The organism is Pararhizobium sp. (assembly GCF_965279435.1).
GTDB lineage: Bacteria > Pseudomonadota > Alphaproteobacteria > Rhizobiales > Rhizobiaceae > Pararhizobium.
The window spans coordinates 3,963,687-3,980,856 of record NZ_CBDIHY010000003.1 but is presented as its reverse complement, the minus strand read 5'-3'; the positions used below and the strand labels follow the sequence as shown (position 1 = coordinate 3,980,856).

Below are 17,170 nucleotides of genomic sequence, written 5' to 3'. Positions count from 1 at the left end.
GCCATTGTGCTCCTCGTTGGTTTGAGCATGTTCGGGCACCACGAAGCCTGAGCGGTGGCTTGCGGAATGGATGGCCTTTCGGAAGGTCGTCCTAAAAGGCAATGACGAAGCGGCCGGCAGCCTTGCCTTGGTCTAGGTCCCGTAGTGCGCCTGAAACGCCGTCGAGCGTAATCGGCACGATGTCATTCTCCAGCGGTTTTACCGCATGAATCTCCACGACTTCGCGCATCTCTTCCCGTGTTCCCACGCTTGTTCCCGTGATGACGACGCCGGTTGCGGTTAGCCATTCCTGGCTGACGGGAACCGGGTCCGGCACCAGTGCTGCCGCAACGATACGGCCGCGCGGCCGGATGGCAGCGATTATCGGCGCCCAGGTTGCGGCAGTGGGGGCAAAGTTGATGCAGACATGGCTTCTGTAGGGTTCAGTGCTCAGCTTTTCCGTGAGTGTGTCATCAGCCAGGAGTGTTGCCGCGGCGCCGTAGCGGCGAGCAAGCGCGAGTTTGGCCGGGTCGCGGTCAATGGCGATAACGCGGGCGCCGAGCCGGGCGGCAATCTGGACGGCATAGAGACCAAGGCCTCCGCAGCCGAAAATGGCACAGGTTTCGCCGGCGCGCAGGGCAGAGCGCTTGACGGCGCCATAGGCGGTGACACCGGCGCACATGATCGGCGCCAGTGCTACGGGATCGAGACCATCCGGCAACGGCACCGCGTAAGCGGCGTCTACCACTACATATTCGGCAAAGGCGCCCGGGATGTTCAAGCCGTGCGCCCGTTGGTTCTGGCAAAAGGATTCCATGCCATCTGCGCATTCGTCGCAATGGCCGCAGGTATCGTGCAGCCAAGGCACGCCGGCACTGGCACCGATTTCCCAGCCGGTCACATCCGGCCCGGTGGCAAGGACGGTACCGACACCCTCATGGCCGAGGATGAAGGGGACGGGATCGGATGGCGGGCGGACATGCCCCTTCCATATATGCACATCCGAGTGGCAGACGCCGCACGCCTTCAGCCTGACGAGGATCTGGCCGGGGCCGGTTTTTGGCACAGGGACTGCGCGCTGTTGCAGTGGCGCGTCGTAGGTTTCAAGCACCGCAGCGTTCATGAAATCCTGAATGACGCTCACGGCTGAAGACCCAAAGCTGCCTGAACGGCGGGAAGGGCGGGCGAGCCGTCGAACGTGGTGACGCCAGCAAGCCAGCTGTCCAGCTTTTGCGGGTGGTCCTTGATCATCTGCCTGGCGGCGTCTTCGGCAGACAGTCCCTTGTTGGAAATCATGTCCATGCCGATATTTTCATACGTCAGGTCGAACACCAGGTTGGTAAACAGCTTGGCTGCATTCGAGCACTCCGCCGCATAACCGCTGCGGGCGATTGTGCGCACCGTCGCGCCGCCGAAATTCGGGCCGTATTCCTTGTCGCCACCGGAGAGATAGGTGAGGTCGTACATCAGGTTCATCGGGTGAGGCTCCCAACCGAGGAACACCACCCAGTCCTTCGTCTTCGTGGTCTTGGCCACCTGCATCAGCATCGCCGCTTCGCTGGATTCGACGACTTCCCAGCCCGCCAGCTGGTGGTTACCGGCGGTGATCATATCGAGCAACGGCTGGTTCGAACCCGGCTCGATACCGTAGATTTTCCTGTCGAATTTGTCGGCATGGGCGGCGAGGTCGTCATAGGATTTTACGCCGGCGTCCGCGACATAGGTCGGCACGGCGAGGGTGAACTTGGCGCCCTCAAGGTTGGTTGCCAGCGGCTCGACGGACTTGTCGTCGAAATAGGCCTTGAACTGTTCGTCCTGAACCGGCCGCCAGTTGCCAAGGAAGATATCCAGCTGTTTGCCCTTGAGCATTTCATAGGTGACGTTGAGGCCAAGCAGTGTTTGCGTGGCCTGGTAGCCGAGCGCCGTCAGGATCACCGACGCTGTGGTGTTGGTCAGCGATATATCCGTCCAGCCGAGATCCGACATGCGAACCGTGCGACAGGATTCTGCATCTGCGGCATTGGCTGCGAGCGGCAACAGGGTTACGCCGAGCGCGGCGAGGGCAAGCTTACATGCATTCATATCCATTCCCGTTTTTTTTGGTATTTAGCGAAACGATAGGTCAACAATGTTTTTTGTCAAAATAAAAATTTGTTAGAGCGTACAAAAAATCTTTCAGGTATTGAAAATGCATGACCGTACAACCGAAAAAACAGAAGAAACGCATCGAGGAAATCCGCCGGATCGAACTGATCGAGGCCGCCCACCGGATCTTTATCCGGGATGGATTGAAGGGGCTGACGACCACGCGGATATGCAATGAAGCCGGCATGTCGCAGGGGATTCTTACCTATTATTTCAAGGATAAGGACGAGGTCCTTTTCGAAATGGTCCGCCATGCAAACCGCATTCTGATGGATGAAGTCGTCATGCGGCTTCGCGGTGCCCGCACGCGCTGGGACCGGATCATCGCCGTGATCGACGGCAATTTCCCCGAGACCCGTTTTGAGCGCAACACCGCCAACGCCTGGGTGTCGTTTTACGCCGAGGCGGCACACAATCAACGCTATGCGCGGCTGCAGCGGCTGTTTTACCGGCGGCTCCATTCCAATCTGGCGTCGGCACTGGTGCCGGCCGTGGACAGGGCGGACATCGATCCGTTCGTGCTTGGCTTTGCCGCCATGCTCGATGGCATCTGGCTGAGGCGCGGTCATTCGGATGCGGACATTTCGCTGGCGCAGGGCAAGCAGTTGCTTACCCGCTACACGGAGAATAGTCTGGGAGCCGCAATTGTCGGCCGCCTGCAGTCACTACTCGCTGCCGAATAATCCAAGAAAGTGCATCGGTGTGTCGAAGTATAGGTCAGCATTGTTGACTTAATAAGCGCGGCGTGATGTGCTCTAAAAAAAGCATAATCTGAGGAAACTTCCATGCTCAATTGGGAAAACATCTTCGCGACGCGGTCTTCACGGATGCGCGCCTCGGAAATCCGCGAACTGCTGAAACTTCTGGACCGGCCGGACATCATCTCCTTTGCCGGTGGCATTCCGGATCCGGCGCTGTTTCCGGATGAAGAATTCAAGGCTGCCTATGCCGACATCTTCGGTGGCCCGACGGTGAGTGCCGCGCTGCAATATTCGGTCAGCGAAGGTTATCTGCCACTGCGCCAATGGCTGGCTGGCCGCATGGCCGCGATCGGTATCCCTTGCGAGCCGGAAAACATCCTGATCACCTCGGGCTCGCAGCAGGCACTCGATTATCTCGGCAAGCTGTTCCTGTCGCCCAATGATACGGCTCTGGTCACCTGGCCGACCTATCTTGGCGCGCTGCAGGCCTTCAATGCCTATGAACCTGCCTACGACCAGCTGTCGCCTGCCGGCAATCGTACGCCGCAGACTTACCGGGATGTCGCGGCGGAAGCGGGCGGCCGGGTGAAGTTCGCCTATATGTCGGCCGAATTCGCCAACCCGACCGGCGAAACGCTCGATCTTGCCGCGCGTGAAAAGGTTCTCGATCTGGCCGAGGAACTTGACATCGCCGTTATCGAGGACGCCGCCTATCAGTCGCTGCGCTACGATGGCGAAGCTGTTCCACCGATGCTGGCGCTGGAAATTGCCCGCAAGGGTTCGATCAACGAAACCCGGACGATCTATTGCGGCAGCTTTTCCAAGACACTGGCGCCCGGCCTTCGCGTCGGTTTCGTGGTCGCGGCTATGCCGATCATCCGCAAGCTGGTTTTGATGAAACAGGCGGCCGACCTGCATTCTTCGACCATCAACCAGATGGCCATCTGCCATGTTGCCGAGCGCGGTTTCGATGCGCAGGTGAACAAGATCCGCGCCGTCTACAGCAAGCGGCGCGATGCGATGTTGGCAGCACTTGGCAAATACATGCCGAAGGGCGTCAGCTGGACGGTTCCGGAAGGTGGCATGTTCGTCTGGCTGACATTGCCGACCGGCATGGACGGAGCTGATCTTTTGGCAAAATCGCTGGTCTCGGCAAAGGTCGCTTTCGTCCCAGGCAAGGCGTTCTTCGCCGATGGCTCCGGCGCCAACACACTGCGCGTCAGCTTCTCCTGCGCCGACGAGGCGATGATCAAGGAGGGGATTTCCCGCCTCGGCAACCTCATCGGCCAAGAAGCAGCGGCGATTGCTGCCTGACTAACCTTCATCTACGAGGCAGGCGATCGCCGCCTCGTAGATCACGTCGGGCAAGACCTCGAACGTATAGGGCATATGAACGCGTTCCCATTTCTGATGGTAGTCGCGCCCCCATGGTCCGATATTGACCACCGGATAAGAAAACAGTCCGTCCGGTGCGTGATCGACGAAGGCCGAGCAGGGCGTGTTGTCGGATAGAAGCTGCGTCTGTCCGATGGCTGGGCGATGGCCGAAGAAGCTCATGTCCGAAATGCCGGCAAAGAACTGTTTTGCCTTGATGCTTGTCCCATGCCGTTTTGCGCAGGTTTCGGCAGCGGCCATGATGTTTCGTTCGAAGGTTTTTCCCATATCTCCGGCACTGTCCAGGTGGACACGCGGGTAGTGCAGGGTCGAAAAACCGGTGATCACCAGCGGGCCTTCGAGACCGGCCTCGGCGAGCGTGGCCGCGACGATCTGGCGGGTAATCAACAGCGGATCTTCGCCGTTCGACAGGGACTGATCGAGCGCCTTCAGACGTTCGGCTGCAGCCTGTCCGCCATGGGAGACGGCAAGCGCGTGCAGCTCGGCGTAGGTGAGGACCTGTCCCGCATGGGATTCTGCACGGCCTGAGCCCTGGCGCTCGAAGAAGGCCTTTGCATTCTGTGCCTGAGTGTCGAGCGCTGCTTGCATGGCGGTTGCCGCAAGCGCGCTGAATTCGGTCAGCACGTCTTCCGGTGTGCGCCTGTGCGTCAGCCAGTTGAACGACAGCCAGACGTGAGCGGGTGTCGTGACTTCATATCCGTGGCGCACGTCCTTGGCTTCGAGGCAGACCGGTGCCGGCGAAATCTCGCCATGGGCCTCGTCGCAAAGCGCGCTGTTCATCTCCATGGCGCGCATGATTTCGGCGCCGATCAGATGGGCGCTGATGCCGTCGAAGGCATAACCGGCATGGGTGGGCCGGCCTACAACGAAGGCAAATGGTGAAAATTTGCCGACAGATCCGAGATAGACGGCGCGGCCTTCCTCGCCGTCACCATCATCGCCGCTGGCATCGAGGTTGATGCCGCCAACAATGTCCAGATCGAACTTTTCGGCGATTGCGGGCAGTGCGTCGCGTAGGGATCGCATGCCGCGCGAGCGGTTCTCTTCATCCGGCGTGGCGACAAACAAAAGGTTTCCGGGTGGTTCGTCCAGGTCGGCGAAACGTTCCAGTGCGGCGATCCCGGCGGCAAGGCCGCTCTTCATGTCGAGCAGGCCACGGCCGGCCAGGAAATCGCCGGTTATCAGGTCGGCAAGCGCCTTGTCTTCGGCAGGATTGCGGCTTTTGGCCGTCAGTTCGTCAATCAGTGCCTGGGTAAGGGCTTCCGGTTCGCAGGCGAGCGATATCAGCGAGCTGTAATTGGCAATCGAGACGGTATCGAAATGACCTGCCAGAACCAGGCACCGCCGTCCCTTGCCGCGTACCAGCGCCAAAACGTTTTGCCGGGCGGGCGTGCCATGGCTGCCGAGCGCCAGCAGATTATCCGGGTTCTTGCGGAAATAGGGCGTCTCGCCGAGAAGCTCTATCAACCGGCCGGAGAATGCGGCTTCGCCATCGCTTTCCGTGACACTTGGCCACCGGGTCATTTCGATGGAAAGCTCGCCGGTGCGCGACAGGGAATTGCGGAGAGATGGGCGGTCGGCAGACGGCATTTGGGGCGATCCTCTCGCGATTCGAATAGGCCTCTGTGACGAGGCTCGCGAACACTAGCGAGCGGCTGCATAAAGCGAAATGGCAATTTTATGGAAATTTGCTTGATATTTCGAGCAAAATGACAGGGTATGTTGGCGTAATGATCAGAGGCCTCATGTCATGGACAATACCGACCGGCGTCTGCTGGCAATTCTGAGAGCCGATGGCCGGGCTTCGATTTCGAAGCTGGCCGAACTCTTGAAGATATCGCGCGGCACGGTGCAGAACCGGATCGACCGGTTGACCGCCGATGGTGTCATCGCCGGCTTCACGGTGCGGATCGCTGCAGCGGAAGACCCGCATGCTGTCCGCGCTGTCATGCTGATCGAGATCACCGGTCAGAAAACTGTCTCGGTGGTCAAGACCTTGCGCGGCATTCCGGAAATCCGGGCGCTGCACACCACCAACGGCGCCTGGGATCTCGTGGCTGAAATCGAGACCGAAAACCTCGCCGAATTCGATCGGGTGCTCCGCCACGTCCGGGCGCTGGAAGGCGTGTCCAAATCGGAAACCAGCCTGTTGCTGACGACGATCTGAGGCCTTGCCTTTCGGTCAGGTATGCGGCCCCAGTAGCGACAGGTCGGCTTCGCCCAGCCTGTCCTTGGCGGTTCGGACCTGATGCCAGTAGGGATAGAGGATCGGCGGGGCGCTGACTTTGTCGAGGCGTTCGCGCTCTTCCGTGGTCAGGACCAGGTCCGCGCTGGCGAGATTGTCCTTGAACTGCGCTTTGGTGCGGCCGCCGATAATGACGGAGGTGACGGCTTTGCGGCCGATCAGCCAGGCGAGTGCAACCTGCGCGCCCGAGACATTGCGGCTTTCGGCGATATCAACGAGAGTATCGACGATGTTCCACAGGCGGTCCTCATTGCGGATCGGCGGTTCGTCCCAGCCGGCCAGTTGCCGCGAGCCTTCCGCCGTCTTGTCGCGCCGGTGTTTGCCGGAAAGCAGGCCGCCGGCCAGCGGGCTCCAGACAAGCACACCGAGACCCTGATCGATGGAGATCGGCAACAGTTCATACTCGGCCTCGCGGGCTTCGAGCGTGTAGTGGATCTGCTGGCTGACGAAGCGCTGGCGATGCTCCGTCGCACTGACGCCGAGCGCTTTCATGATATGCCAGCCGGAGAAATTGGAGCAGCCGATGTAGCGGACCTTGCCCTGGCGCACCAGCATGTCGAGCGCTTCCATCGTTTCTTCCAGCGGTGTCTGGCCATCCCATTCATGCAGCTGGTAGAGGTCGATAACGTCGGTTTTCAGCCTCTTCAGGCTGGCCTCGCAGGCGCGCACCAGATGGTGGCGCGAGGATCCGGCATCGTTCGGGCCGTCGCCCATCGGGAAGCGGGCCTTGGTTGCGATCAGCACGCCGTCCTTGCGATTTGCACCAAGAATCTCGCCGATAATTTCCTCAGAAACGCCTTGCGAATAGACATCCGCAGTGTCGATCAGATTGACGCCGGAATCGAGAGACATATCGACAAGTTTCTTGGCCTCCTTGACGCCGAGGTCACCGACGGTCTTTGCCCAGCCCTTGCCGCCAAAAGTCATGGTGCCGACGGTCAATGTCGAAACCTTGAGGCCGGAGCGGCCGAGAAGACGATATTCCATGATGATTTTCCCGATTCGGTTGACGTACGCGGCGTCAGCTAAGCTAGTCTCGGACAATCAAAAAGAAAGGGGCTGCTGGAGGGCCACCCCTTGATTTTGCGGGTTTCGGTCAATCCTTTGCCAGCACGATGACCCGGTCGGCGGTGCTGTAGAGTAGTTTCTCGGACTTTGACGGATTGACGGTTACGCCACCAAGCCGGCGCTGGTCCTGATCCTCGTCGCGCTGGCGGCGGTAACCGATTGCCACTTCGCCGCGCCGCAGGGCGGCAAGGCAGATCGTGTAGAAGGTGACGGGTTCGTCGATGGCGACATAATCGCTGACCGGACGCATGTAGATTTCCGATCCATCCTCGTCGAGAAGTTCGTCGAAGATTGCGGCCATGCGCTCGTTTTCGGAGGCCTGTGCCAGCATCAGGCTGACCAGCTTGTTGCTGACGACGAAATCGTCGGCGCGGGTGACTTCGGCAAGCTCGCGGTTGCGCACATCGGTCATTTCGCTGACGACGCTGATATGGCGGCCGGCCTGTTCGGCGATCTTGCGCAGCTGAAGCAGCGTCACCAGCGTGCGGGTGTCGGCCGGTTGCGGCGCCATGTGGTCGCTATAGCCGAGAACGAGCACGTGATCGTAACTTGGAATGTCCAGCGCATCGAGCTCGGCGCGATTGCTGGTGTCGATGACGCGGTAATCGACGGCCATGTTGCCGTTGGCGACCTTCAGGGCAGCGATTTCATCCTCGAGTTCCGGCGTGTCGGCGGCAATCGTCAGCAGGGAGCCAGGTGCGACGTAACGCGACAGTTCGAACGAGATGATCGAGCCACGACGGTTCCAGCCGAGAAGCAGGGTCCGTTCCGGGCCTTGTTCGCGCACCTCAACCGGAAGAATGGCGTCCTTCTCTATATGGATTTCGTTGCCCCCGGATTTGATCGCGGCATCGTCCTCGGCGATGATGACGGCGCTCTCTCCCGGCTTGAAGATACGGCCGGGTGGTGGGTTGAGATGCACCTTGCCGTCCTCGTCGCAAAGACCGATCAGCGTTGATGTCTCGTAGGCCATCACGGCTGCGGCAAAGCTCTTGCCGGTGATATCCGGCTGTTCCAGCGTGTAGATTTCGCAGCCGTCGAAATCGAGAAGTTCGGAATAGACGGCGCTCAGGCCCGACTGGCGGCTGGAATGCACGACGATCCGGGAAATCAGGTCATCAGCCAGAATGAGCTGCAGCTCCTTGCCACCGACGATGCGGGCAACCTCGGCGTTCTTGCTGTCGCGGATTTCCGCAGCGATCTGGTATGGCTTGGCGCGGCGGTTGGGGGCGTTCACCAGCGCCAGCACGCTCTTGATCACCTGCGAGTCCGGGTCGTCGCCTTCGGGCGATAGCACGATGACGGAGCGCGAGGTTTCCGGATTGACGATGTTCAGGTCGTAAAGATCGGTCGGGTCACCGCTGCGGCAGATGATCTTGGTGTTCTTGAGGTCAGCCACCTTCGTGGCGATTTCGTCTTCCATCTCCACCTTGTCCTTGTGGGCCATGATGACGATGCGCGGCTTCTTGCGGCTGGTATTGGCGATGACCAGTTCGGAGATCACGTCGAAGATCGAGGGCGACCAGTTCAGAATGATCGTGTGGTCGTTCTCCAGCACCTGCGAGCGGCCCTTGCGCAGTTCATCCAACTTGTTTTCCAGGCCTGAGCTCAGAACACCGATCAAGGCCGAGAAGACGAAAATGCCTGCGACCGTGACGAACAGCGACACCCCGCGAAAGCCCCAACCGGTATCGCCACCCATCGTGCCGGCGTCGAAGGTCCGCATGAGCGATTCCCATGTGCCTTCGATAAAGCTGACGGGCTCGCCACCTTCCGGTGCGATCTGGGTGATGGCGAGAAAGGCGCCGGCGACAACGATGACGATGAGCGAAATGACTGTCAGCCAGCCGATCAGCGCGATTGCGCCTCCGGCCATGCTCTTGTCGAACTCATAGCGCAACCGCGCGCTCCATGTCGTACTCTTGCTCATCGATTTTCCCTTGGTCCCGCCATACGCGCTTCGCTCGGATCGCAGATATTTCTAATATATTCAACAGGTTTAGGCGGCCGAGCGGCGATGCACCCAGTAATGTTCATTCTATCATCCGGCTATCTATCCACATCACGCTTGTGGCGGGCTGTTTATTCTCCACGTGCTGCGCCGGCAGTGTCATATGCCTGTCAATTGCCGCCACTATCCATCGGTCCATCTGTTCACTTGGGATGAAGACCGATGAAGACGTTGCTTGGTGCTTTCACCGCACTTGTTGCCGCCAGCCTGATTGCCGTTTCGGCGCATGCTGAAAACCTGGTGCTCTACACCAGCCAGCCGAACGAGGACGCGCAGGCGACCGTCGATGCCTTCAAGGCCGCCAATCCGGGTGTTGATGTGGAGTGGGTACGCGACGGCACGACCAAGATCATGGCCAAGCTGATGGCCGAGATCGAAGCCGGCAATCCTGTTGCCGACGTGCTTTTGATCGCCGACACCGTGACGCTGCAGCGGATGAAGGAAGTCGGCCAGCTTCTGGCCTACAAGTCGCCGGAAGCCACCCACTACGACGCAGCGCTCTATGATGCTGATGGTGCCTATTACTCCACCAAGATGATCACCACCGGCATCATCTACAACACGTCCGCCACGATGAAGCCGGCCGGCTGGAAGGATCTGGCCAAGCCGGAAGCCAAGGGCCTGACGACAATGCCAAGCCCACTGACCTCGGGTGCCGCCCTGATCCATGCGCAGACGCTGACCGGCATCGATGGTTTCGGCTGGGGCTATTACAAGGCGCTGGCTGAAAACGGCGCCACCGCTTCGGGTGGCAATGGCGGCGTGTTGAAGGCGGTCGCCACCGGCGAGAAGGCCTATGGCATGGTTGTCGATTTCATGGCGATCCGCGAAAAGGCCAAGGGCGCACCGGTCGAGTTCGTCTTCCCGGCCGAGGGTGTCAGCGCGGTGACCGAACCGGTTGCCATCCTGAAGACTGCCAAGAACGTCGACACGGCAAAGAAATTCGTTGATTTCCTCCTGTCCGAACAGGGCCAGCAGGTTTCCGTCAAGCTCGGCTATATCCCGGCCCGCAATGGCGTTGCCCTTCCGGAAGGCTTTCCAGCACGTGACAGCATCAAGGTTCTGCCAATCGATGCGGCCGCAGCTGTGAAGAACTCCGAAGGCGACCTGAAGACGTTTTCCGGCATCTTCGGTACCAACTGATCGGTTCCCATGCCCAGACTATCTGCCAGTCGAAGCAGCCAGCCCGCCTGGCTGCTTCCTTTCGTCATCATTGCCGTCTGCCTGTTGTGCGGACTGCCGTTGGCACGGCTGCTTTATGCCGGATTGCGGTTTTCGATCGAGGGTAGGGCGACCGGCCTTTTCTCTGAACTTTCCACCTGGTTTGCCATCCGCAACACGCTGACCACCGCGACCGCAGGCATGGTGATTTCCGTTCTGCTCGGCGCGACCTTTGCCTTTGTCGTGACGCTCACCGACATCCGCGCAAAAGGCTTCTTCAGCTTTGCCTTCGTGCTGCCGATGATGATCCCGCCCCAGGTGACGGCGCTGGCCTGGGTGCAGATGTCGGGGCCGGCCAGTCCGCTGTTGAAGACGCTCGGCATCGCGCCGCCGCTCGGCAGTCCACAGCCGCTCTATTCGCTTGGTGGTATCGCGCTGCTGCTGGGTGTCCAGCATGCACCGCTGGTGTTTCTGGCTCTAAAGGCTGGCCTTGCTGCGCTACCGCGCGATGGCGTCGAGGCGGCGCGTCTGGCGGGGGCCTCGCCGATGCGGGTATTTCGCGACATCATTCTGCCGCTGGCCGTGCCGGGCTTGATAGCGGGTGCGGCAATTGCCTTCGTTTCCGGCGTCGGCAATTTCGGTATTCCGGCAATCCTGGGAATCCCTGCGTCGATCTTTGTTCTGCCCACGCTGATCTACAGCCGTCTCTCGAGTTTCGGGGCTGGCACTTTCGCAGAGATGTCGCAGCTTTCCATGGTGATCGCCGTCATCGCCGGGCTCGGCCTTGTGATCCAGCAACGGGCGCTGAAGGGCAGGGATTATCGCATCATCGGGCTGTCGGGGCAAAATGCGGCATTCTCGCTCGGGCCATGGCGTCTGATCGCTGAAGTCGGTTTTTCACTGGTGCTGTTCTTCGTTCTCGTTGCTCCACTCGCAGCTCTCGTCGCCAGTTCATTGGTCCCCACTTACGGCGTGCCGTTGAACTTCCAGACCATGTCGCTCCATGCCTATAGCGAAATCCTGTTTCGCCAGTCCGTGACGCTGACGGCGTTTGCCAATTCGCTGTTCCTGGCCGGGACGACGGCCTGCGGGTTGCTGCTGTTCACCGTTCTTACCGCTTATCTGCTCTCCCGCCGTCCGGGAAAGTTGGCCAATATCATCACCGGCCTGATTGAAATTCCGTATGCGCTCCCGGGCATCGTGCTGGCCGTGGCCTTCATCCTGCTGTTTGCTGCACCGCTGCCGCTGGTGAACGTCTCGATCTATGGAACGATCTGGATCATCCTGATCGCCTATTTCTCCAGTTTCCTTGCCGTCAGCCTGAAACCGGTGGCCAGCGCCTTCCTGCAACTCGATCCGTCGCTGGAAGAGGCTGCCCGTCTTTCCGGCGCAGGCTTTGGCCGCCGCATGCGCGACATTCTCGTTCCGCTCATCGCACCGGCGGCGGGGGCGTCCGTCATTCTTGTCTTCCTGATTGCCTGCAGCGAACTGACGGTGTCCGCGCTGCTCTGGTCTGCGGGTACCCAGACGCTCGGCGTGGCAATCTTCAATCTCGACGACAGCGGCAGTTCCGATCTGGCTTCGGCGCTCTCCGTGCTTGTCGTCATCATGGTGGTCATCCTGATGCTCATCCTGGAACTTTTGGCGAAACACCTTCCGAGAGGCGTGCTGCCATGGCGCAACTGATTCTCAATCATCTGAGCAAGGATTTTGGCACCGGCCGGGCCGCCGTCTCGGACGTTTCGATCACCGTGCGCGAGGGCGGTTTCCTGGCTCTGCTCGGGCCATCCGGTTGCGGCAAGACAACGGTGCTTCGCATGATCGCCGGTTTCGAGCAGCCGACCGATGGCTCGATCGTGCTGGGGGAACGCACGCTGGCGGACGCCAGTGGCGCTTTGCCACCGGAAAAGCGGAACATGGCGATGGTGTTTCAGTCCTATGCGCTCTGGCCACATATGTCGGTGGCTGAGAATATCGGTTATCCGTTGAAGGTGCGTGGCATCACCGGGGACGCATGGCAGGCGCGCGTCAAGGATGCGCTTTCGGTCGTCCAGCTCGAAGAGTTCGCCGATCGCCGTCCCGCTGATCTTTCCGGCGGCCAGAGGCAGCGTGTGGCACTGGCCCGCTGCCTAGTGACGTCACCGGACGTGGTACTGCTGGACGAGCCGCTGGCCAATCTCGACCGTCACCTGAAGGCGGCGATGGAGGAAACCTTTCGCGCGTTCCATGCCCGGTCCGGTGCGACGATGATCTACGTGACCCACGATCAGGGCGAGGCAATGGCGCTGGCGACCGACATTGCCGTGATGTCCGAGGGGCGGTTGATGCAGGTCGCATCGCCGCAGGAGATTTATGCCCGGCCCGAAGGCCGCGTCGTCGGCGGGCTGGTCGGGCAGGGCGCTATTCTTGATCTGGCACTGCCTGACCACGGGCCGCGCCTGCTGCAATGGCCAGCGCTGGAAATGGCCTTCCGGCAATCGGCAGGCCCGAGTCATCCCGTCCTCGTGCGCCCCGAACATGTGGTTGCCGATCCCGCCGGCATCATGCTGCAGGTGACATCCTGTGTGTTCGAGGGAGAGCGGTTTGCCCTGTCGCTTCGCACGGCAGGCGGACAGAATCTCAGAGCCTATTCCACGCATGTCCTGGATTGCAGTATTCTGCAGCCGTTCGTGATCCGCCAGGGATGGCTGCTCTGAAGTGTCAGTTCGCGCCGGAACATTGCCAGCGGATCAACCGGCAGCTGTCGGAATGGTTCGAACAGGATGCGAGCGCTGCACGTTGCGCCTGCCTGCGTCCTGCCGCCCAGTTGGCGCCCCAGCCGCCGTCGGCCCCGCGTGCCACCGCTCCACAGCCATTCTTGAACCAGATGGCGGTGCGGCAATCGCCGGCATTCCTGTCGCAATGCGACTGCGCCACCTCTTCAGCCTCCCAGCGCGAGTTGTAATCGTGTGACCAGCCGGTGGCCCCGGTTTCGGGCGACAGCGAGATCGCCCCGAAACTGTCGGCGTGGGCGATCACCGCGCTGACGCTGAGGAAAGCCAAAGCCGATATTGCCGCTTTGGCGTTGCGTTTCCAGTTCGACATTCCGTTCTTCTCCCTATGCCGGCACCCGTCCGGCTGATCTTGCGAAGGAGAAACGGCCGATCAAGATCGATTATTCTCAAGGATTGGATGACCCCAAAAATGGCGCCGAAGGAGCCCGTTACGGGATGGGGAAAAGATGAGGAGAAAGACATTCGACTTTTGCCCCCGATTGGCTAAAGTCGCCTCAATTGCATTCGGAAACTGTTGATGACCCTTCGCCTTGCCACCTTCAATATCGAAAACCTGATGAGCCGTTTCGATTTCTCCGGCTTTCGCAACCACCTCAAGCAGGATCGTGTTCTGAGGCTCTTCGACGTCAAGAACGAGGCGGAATACCAGCGGCTGGAGGAAGCCCGCACCATTGCCTATACCGATGATACGCGGCAGATGTCGGCGCTGGCGATCGCCGATTGCGACGCCGATATTCTTTGCCTACAGGAAGCCGACAACATGGCGGCGCTGCAGGCGTTTGAGTACGGCTATCTGTTTCGCATGGTCGGCAATGGCTACCGGCAGAAATACCTGATCGAGGGCAATGACAGCCGCGGCATCGACGTCGCAGTTCTGGTGCGCGAGCAAACCCGCGACGGCCAGAAGATCGAGTGCGTCGATGTCAAATCACATGCCGGCGTCACCTATGCCGATTTTGATCTGTTCAACGATGCCTTGGCGTCAACCAACGTGCCTGGCGACCGCATTTTCAAGCGGGATTGCTTGGAACTCGATTTCCGCATTGGCGGAAGGCCGTTCACGCTGTTCGTCGTGCATTTCAAGTCGATGGGGCCGGCGCGCGACGGGCTGGACGGGCGCACGTCGACCATGCCGGTGCGGGCAGCCGAAGTCGCCGCCGTCCGCCGCATCATCGAGAATCGCTTTGGCGCGGATAATCTGGATGGCGAGATGTTCGCCATCTGCGGCGACATGAACGATTATCAGGAACGCGTCGATGTGCTGGGCGACCGCCGCAACGGCTATAGCTTCGTGCCGCAGCAGGAGGCGCTGAGCGCGCTGGATGTGCTCAGCCGCGACGGCTTCGTCGAAAACGTCATGCGACGGCGCCCGGAACTCGACCGCTGGACCCTGTTTCACAGCCGTGGACCGGATGAGCGGCACCTTTGCCAGCTCGACTATATCTGGCTGTCCAAGGCCCTTGCCGAGCGCAATCCCGCCAGCGTGCCGGAGATCATTCGCGGTGGTCAGCCCTACCGGACGATTTTTCCAAAGGGGCAGGAGGTCGAGCGCTATCCGAGAACCGGCTGGGACCGGCCGAAAGCCTCGGACCATTGCCCGGTCGTCATCTCCCTCAACGTTTGAAATTCCCGAGGCAGTATTCCATGTCGCAACTGATCCGCAACATTTCCGAATGGCCCGATGAAGGCGTGATCTTTCCCGTCACCAGCATCGACGTGCGCGTGAGCGCCGAGCCGCATCCCTATCTCCTTTCTCACACGGCCGAGGTCGCCGCCAACTGGGAGCAGGAGGTTGCCGCCAATCCTGCTCTGTTTGACGGCCGCATGCTTTTGATGCGGTCGCTTGAGATGCGCGATGAAGCGATTTCGGGCGAATGCCATATCGTTCCGTTCTCGGCGTTTTTGCTGTGGCGTAAAACCCGGCCTGCCGGCGGCGCCCTCCATCTGTTCGGCCTGCCGGTGATTGTTTCTTCCGACGGCGCCGTGATCGCTATCCGCATGGGGCAGCACACGGCCAATCCCGGCCGTGTCTACTGTGCGGCAGGCTCGCTCGATCCGGATGATATCCGCGACGGATATTGCGATATCGACGGCAACATGGCCCGCGAGGTGATGGAGGAGACCGGGCTGTCGCTGTCGGATGCCAACAGCGTGTCCGGGTTTCACGGCTGGCACGGCCAGAATGTCGTCACGCTTTTTCGTGTCTATCATTTTGCCAAAACGGCTGCGGAACTGATCGCGCTTGTCGATGCCCATATCGCGGCCGATCCGGAGCCTGAAATCGACGCTGCCCTTGCCATTCGGACCGCCGATCCGAAGCAGCATGCTTATCCACCCTTCATGCCGCCGGTCCTCGAATGGGTTTTCAACACGATACGGTGACGCTTTTGCGCTTGCCGCCAGCTATCTGCCATGCAAGGTCTGAGGGCGGAAACAGCAAAGGGAGATGCTTGTGGCGCGTCGCTATGCAATCTACGACGTTTTCACCGCCAACAGGCTGGAGGGAAACCCGCTCGCCGTTGTGTTTGACGGCGACGGCCTGAGCGATGCGGCGATGCAGGCGATTGCCGTCGAGTTCAACCTATCGGAAACGGTATTTTTACAGCAGCCGCAAAAAACGGGGCATGCTGCGAAGCTGAGGATTTTCACCCCGGGCTATGAGCTGCCCTTTGCCGGTCATCCGACCGTGGGGGCGGCGATCGCGCTGGCCGAGGACGGGCGTTCCTCTGAAGGCGAAGACTATGACCTCGTGCAGATGCTTGAGGAAAATGTCGGCCCGGTGCGCTGCGCCGTGCGTGGCAGGGCAGGAGAGGCAACCTTCGCCGAATTCGACGTGCCACGCAAATCCATCCGCCTCGATGCCAAATTCGACAGGCAGGCGATTGCCGACGCTTTCAGCCTGAAGGTAACGCAGATCGGCTTCGAAAACCACGTGCCGTCGTTCTGGAGCGCCGGCGTTCCCTTCGTCATGATCCCGGTTCACGATGTCAGTGCGGCCGCTGCCGTGGAGTTTGATGCGGCGCTCTGGGAGCAGATCACCCCGATCGCGGAAGGACGGCTCGCGGCGGCCTATATCTATTGTCGTGGCGGCGTCAATCATGTTGCCCGCTTCCACACCCGCATGTTCGCCCCGGCCATGGGCATTGTCGAGGACCCGGCGACGGGTTCAGCGGTCGCTGCCTTTTCCGGCGCGATCCACAGTTTCGACCAGCTGATTGACGGGCATCATCCGTTCCTGATCGAGCAGGGGGTGGAGATGGGGCGCGCATCGTTGCTGCACCTTCATATCGACGTCTCCGGCGGTGAAATCAGCATGGCCCGGATCGGCGGGCAGGCGGTGAAGATTGCGGCCGGTGAACTTTATCTTTGAAAAACAGCCTCTAAACAGCCCACACACATTTTTTTGAGAAATCCGAAAGAAAATCACCCGAGGAACTAGACAAGCCCGGCGAAGCCCATTATACGCCGCATCACACCACAGCAATGTGGTTCTAGAGGCCGCAAACGAAGCGGTTCTGGCGGGTGATTAGCTCAGTTGGTAGAGCAGCTGACTCTTAATCAGCGGGTCGTAGGTTCGAACCCTACATCACCCACCATTCTCTTTTTCTCTTCAAAGAGATAAAATTCCTACTCACATAAAAACCAAACCAAAGATGATTTTTATCTGGTTGCTGTTGCCGACCGGGTTTTC

15 protein-coding genes and 1 tRNA gene are annotated in these 17,170 nt (G+C 60.1%); 10 read left to right on the top strand and 6 right to left on the bottom strand.

Going from position 1 to position 17,170, the window contains the following annotated elements:
* Positions 1-91: 91 nt before the first annotated feature.
* On the bottom strand, positions 92-1,123 hold the full coding sequence (locus tag ACQY8Q_RS25110) for an alcohol dehydrogenase catalytic domain-containing protein (protein WP_428429182.1): 1,032 nt from the start codon (positions 1,121-1,123) through the stop codon (positions 92-94).
* The gene (gene choX / locus ACQY8Q_RS25105) at positions 1,120-2,061 is read right to left on the bottom strand and encodes a choline ABC transporter substrate-binding protein (protein WP_428429181.1); all 942 of its coding nucleotides are present in this window, start codon (positions 2,059-2,061) and stop codon (positions 1,120-1,122) included. Before choX ends, ACQY8Q_RS25110 begins: the two co-directional genes overlap by 4 nt.
* Before the next feature lie 110 nt (positions 2,062-2,171).
* Here choX and betI point away from each other — a divergent pair, with 110 nt between their 5' ends.
* Positions 2,172-2,807, top strand: a complete 636-nt coding sequence (gene betI, locus ACQY8Q_RS25100) for a transcriptional regulator BetI (protein ID WP_428429180.1) — start codon at positions 2,172-2,174, stop codon at positions 2,805-2,807.
* A gap of 102 nt (positions 2,808-2,909) precedes the next feature.
* On the top strand, positions 2,910-4,139 hold the full coding sequence (locus ACQY8Q_RS25095; RefSeq protein ID WP_428429179.1) for a PLP-dependent aminotransferase family protein: 1,230 nt from the start codon (positions 2,910-2,912) through the stop codon (positions 4,137-4,139).
* On the opposite strand, the gene ACQY8Q_RS25090 is transcribed toward ACQY8Q_RS25095, so the two are convergent.
* Positions 4,140-5,810, bottom strand: coding sequence for a M20/M25/M40 family metallo-hydrolase (locus tag ACQY8Q_RS25090; RefSeq protein ID WP_428429178.1), 1,671 nt, complete (start codon positions 5,808-5,810; stop codon positions 4,140-4,142).
* Positions 5,811-5,970: 160 nt separating this feature from the next.
* Between ACQY8Q_RS25090 and ACQY8Q_RS25085 the strand changes: the two genes are divergently transcribed.
* Positions 5,971-6,387 (top strand): Lrp/AsnC family transcriptional regulator, encoded by a 417-nt coding sequence (locus ACQY8Q_RS25085; RefSeq protein ID WP_428429176.1) that lies wholly within the window; start codon positions 5,971-5,973, stop codon positions 6,385-6,387.
* Positions 6,388-6,402: 15 nt separating this feature from the next.
* Here ACQY8Q_RS25085 and ACQY8Q_RS25080 read toward each other — a convergent pair whose 3' ends face one another.
* Complete coding sequence (locus ACQY8Q_RS25080; protein WP_428429175.1) at positions 6,403-7,452, bottom strand: aldo/keto reductase; 1,050 nt, start codon at positions 7,450-7,452, stop codon at positions 6,403-6,405.
* Positions 7,453-7,561: 109 nt separating this feature from the next.
* On the bottom strand, positions 7,562-9,463 hold the full coding sequence (locus tag ACQY8Q_RS25075) for a CASTOR/POLLUX-related putative ion channel (protein WP_428429173.1): 1,902 nt from the start codon (positions 9,461-9,463) through the stop codon (positions 7,562-7,564).
* A 243-nt stretch (positions 9,464-9,706) separates the two neighbouring features.
* On the opposite strand from ACQY8Q_RS25075, the gene ACQY8Q_RS25070 reads away from it, so the two are divergent.
* From ACQY8Q_RS25070 to ACQY8Q_RS25060, 3 genes are read left to right on the top strand one after another with little or no spacing between them, the layout of a single operon-like run.
* Positions 9,707-10,687 carry an ABC transporter substrate-binding protein gene (locus ACQY8Q_RS25070; protein ID WP_428429172.1) on the top strand — a complete coding sequence of 327 codons (981 nt, stop codon included), beginning with the start codon at positions 9,707-9,709 and terminating at the stop codon, positions 10,685-10,687.
* Positions 10,688-10,696: 9 nt separating this feature from the next.
* A complete protein-coding gene (locus ACQY8Q_RS25065; protein WP_428429171.1) occupies positions 10,697-12,391 on the top strand; it encodes an ABC transporter permease in 1,695 nt (564 codons plus the stop codon).
* Complete coding sequence (locus ACQY8Q_RS25060) at positions 12,379-13,401, top strand: ABC transporter ATP-binding protein (protein ID WP_428429170.1); 1,023 nt, start codon at positions 12,379-12,381, stop codon at positions 13,399-13,401. Before ACQY8Q_RS25065 ends, ACQY8Q_RS25060 begins: the two co-directional genes overlap by 13 nt.
* 4 nt (positions 13,402-13,405) lie before the next feature.
* Here the strand turns inward: ACQY8Q_RS25060 and ACQY8Q_RS25055 are convergent, their stop codons facing one another.
* Complete coding sequence (locus tag ACQY8Q_RS25055; protein ID WP_428429169.1) at positions 13,406-13,789, bottom strand: DUF4189 domain-containing protein; 384 nt, start codon at positions 13,787-13,789, stop codon at positions 13,406-13,408.
* 207 nt (positions 13,790-13,996) lie between these two features.
* Here ACQY8Q_RS25055 and ACQY8Q_RS25050 point away from each other — a divergent pair, with 207 nt between their 5' ends.
* The 4 genes from ACQY8Q_RS25050 (at position 13,997) to ACQY8Q_RS25035 (ending at position 17,075) form a co-directional block, all read left to right on the top strand.
* Positions 13,997-15,103, top strand: coding sequence for an endonuclease/exonuclease/phosphatase family protein (locus ACQY8Q_RS25050; RefSeq protein ID WP_428429168.1), 1,107 nt, complete (start codon positions 13,997-13,999; stop codon positions 15,101-15,103).
* Between the two features lie 20 nt (positions 15,104-15,123).
* Complete coding sequence (locus tag ACQY8Q_RS25045) at positions 15,124-15,861, top strand: NUDIX hydrolase (protein WP_428429167.1); 738 nt, start codon at positions 15,124-15,126, stop codon at positions 15,859-15,861.
* A 70-nt stretch (positions 15,862-15,931) separates the two neighbouring features.
* Positions 15,932-16,849: a PhzF family phenazine biosynthesis protein gene (locus ACQY8Q_RS25040; RefSeq protein WP_428429165.1), complete on the top strand. Its 918-nt coding sequence runs from the start codon at positions 15,932-15,934 to the stop codon at positions 16,847-16,849.
* Between the two features lie 150 nt (positions 16,850-16,999).
* A tRNA-Lys gene (locus tag ACQY8Q_RS25035) sits at positions 17,000-17,075 on the top strand.
* The last annotated feature ends 95 nt before the right edge of the window (positions 17,076-17,170 follow it).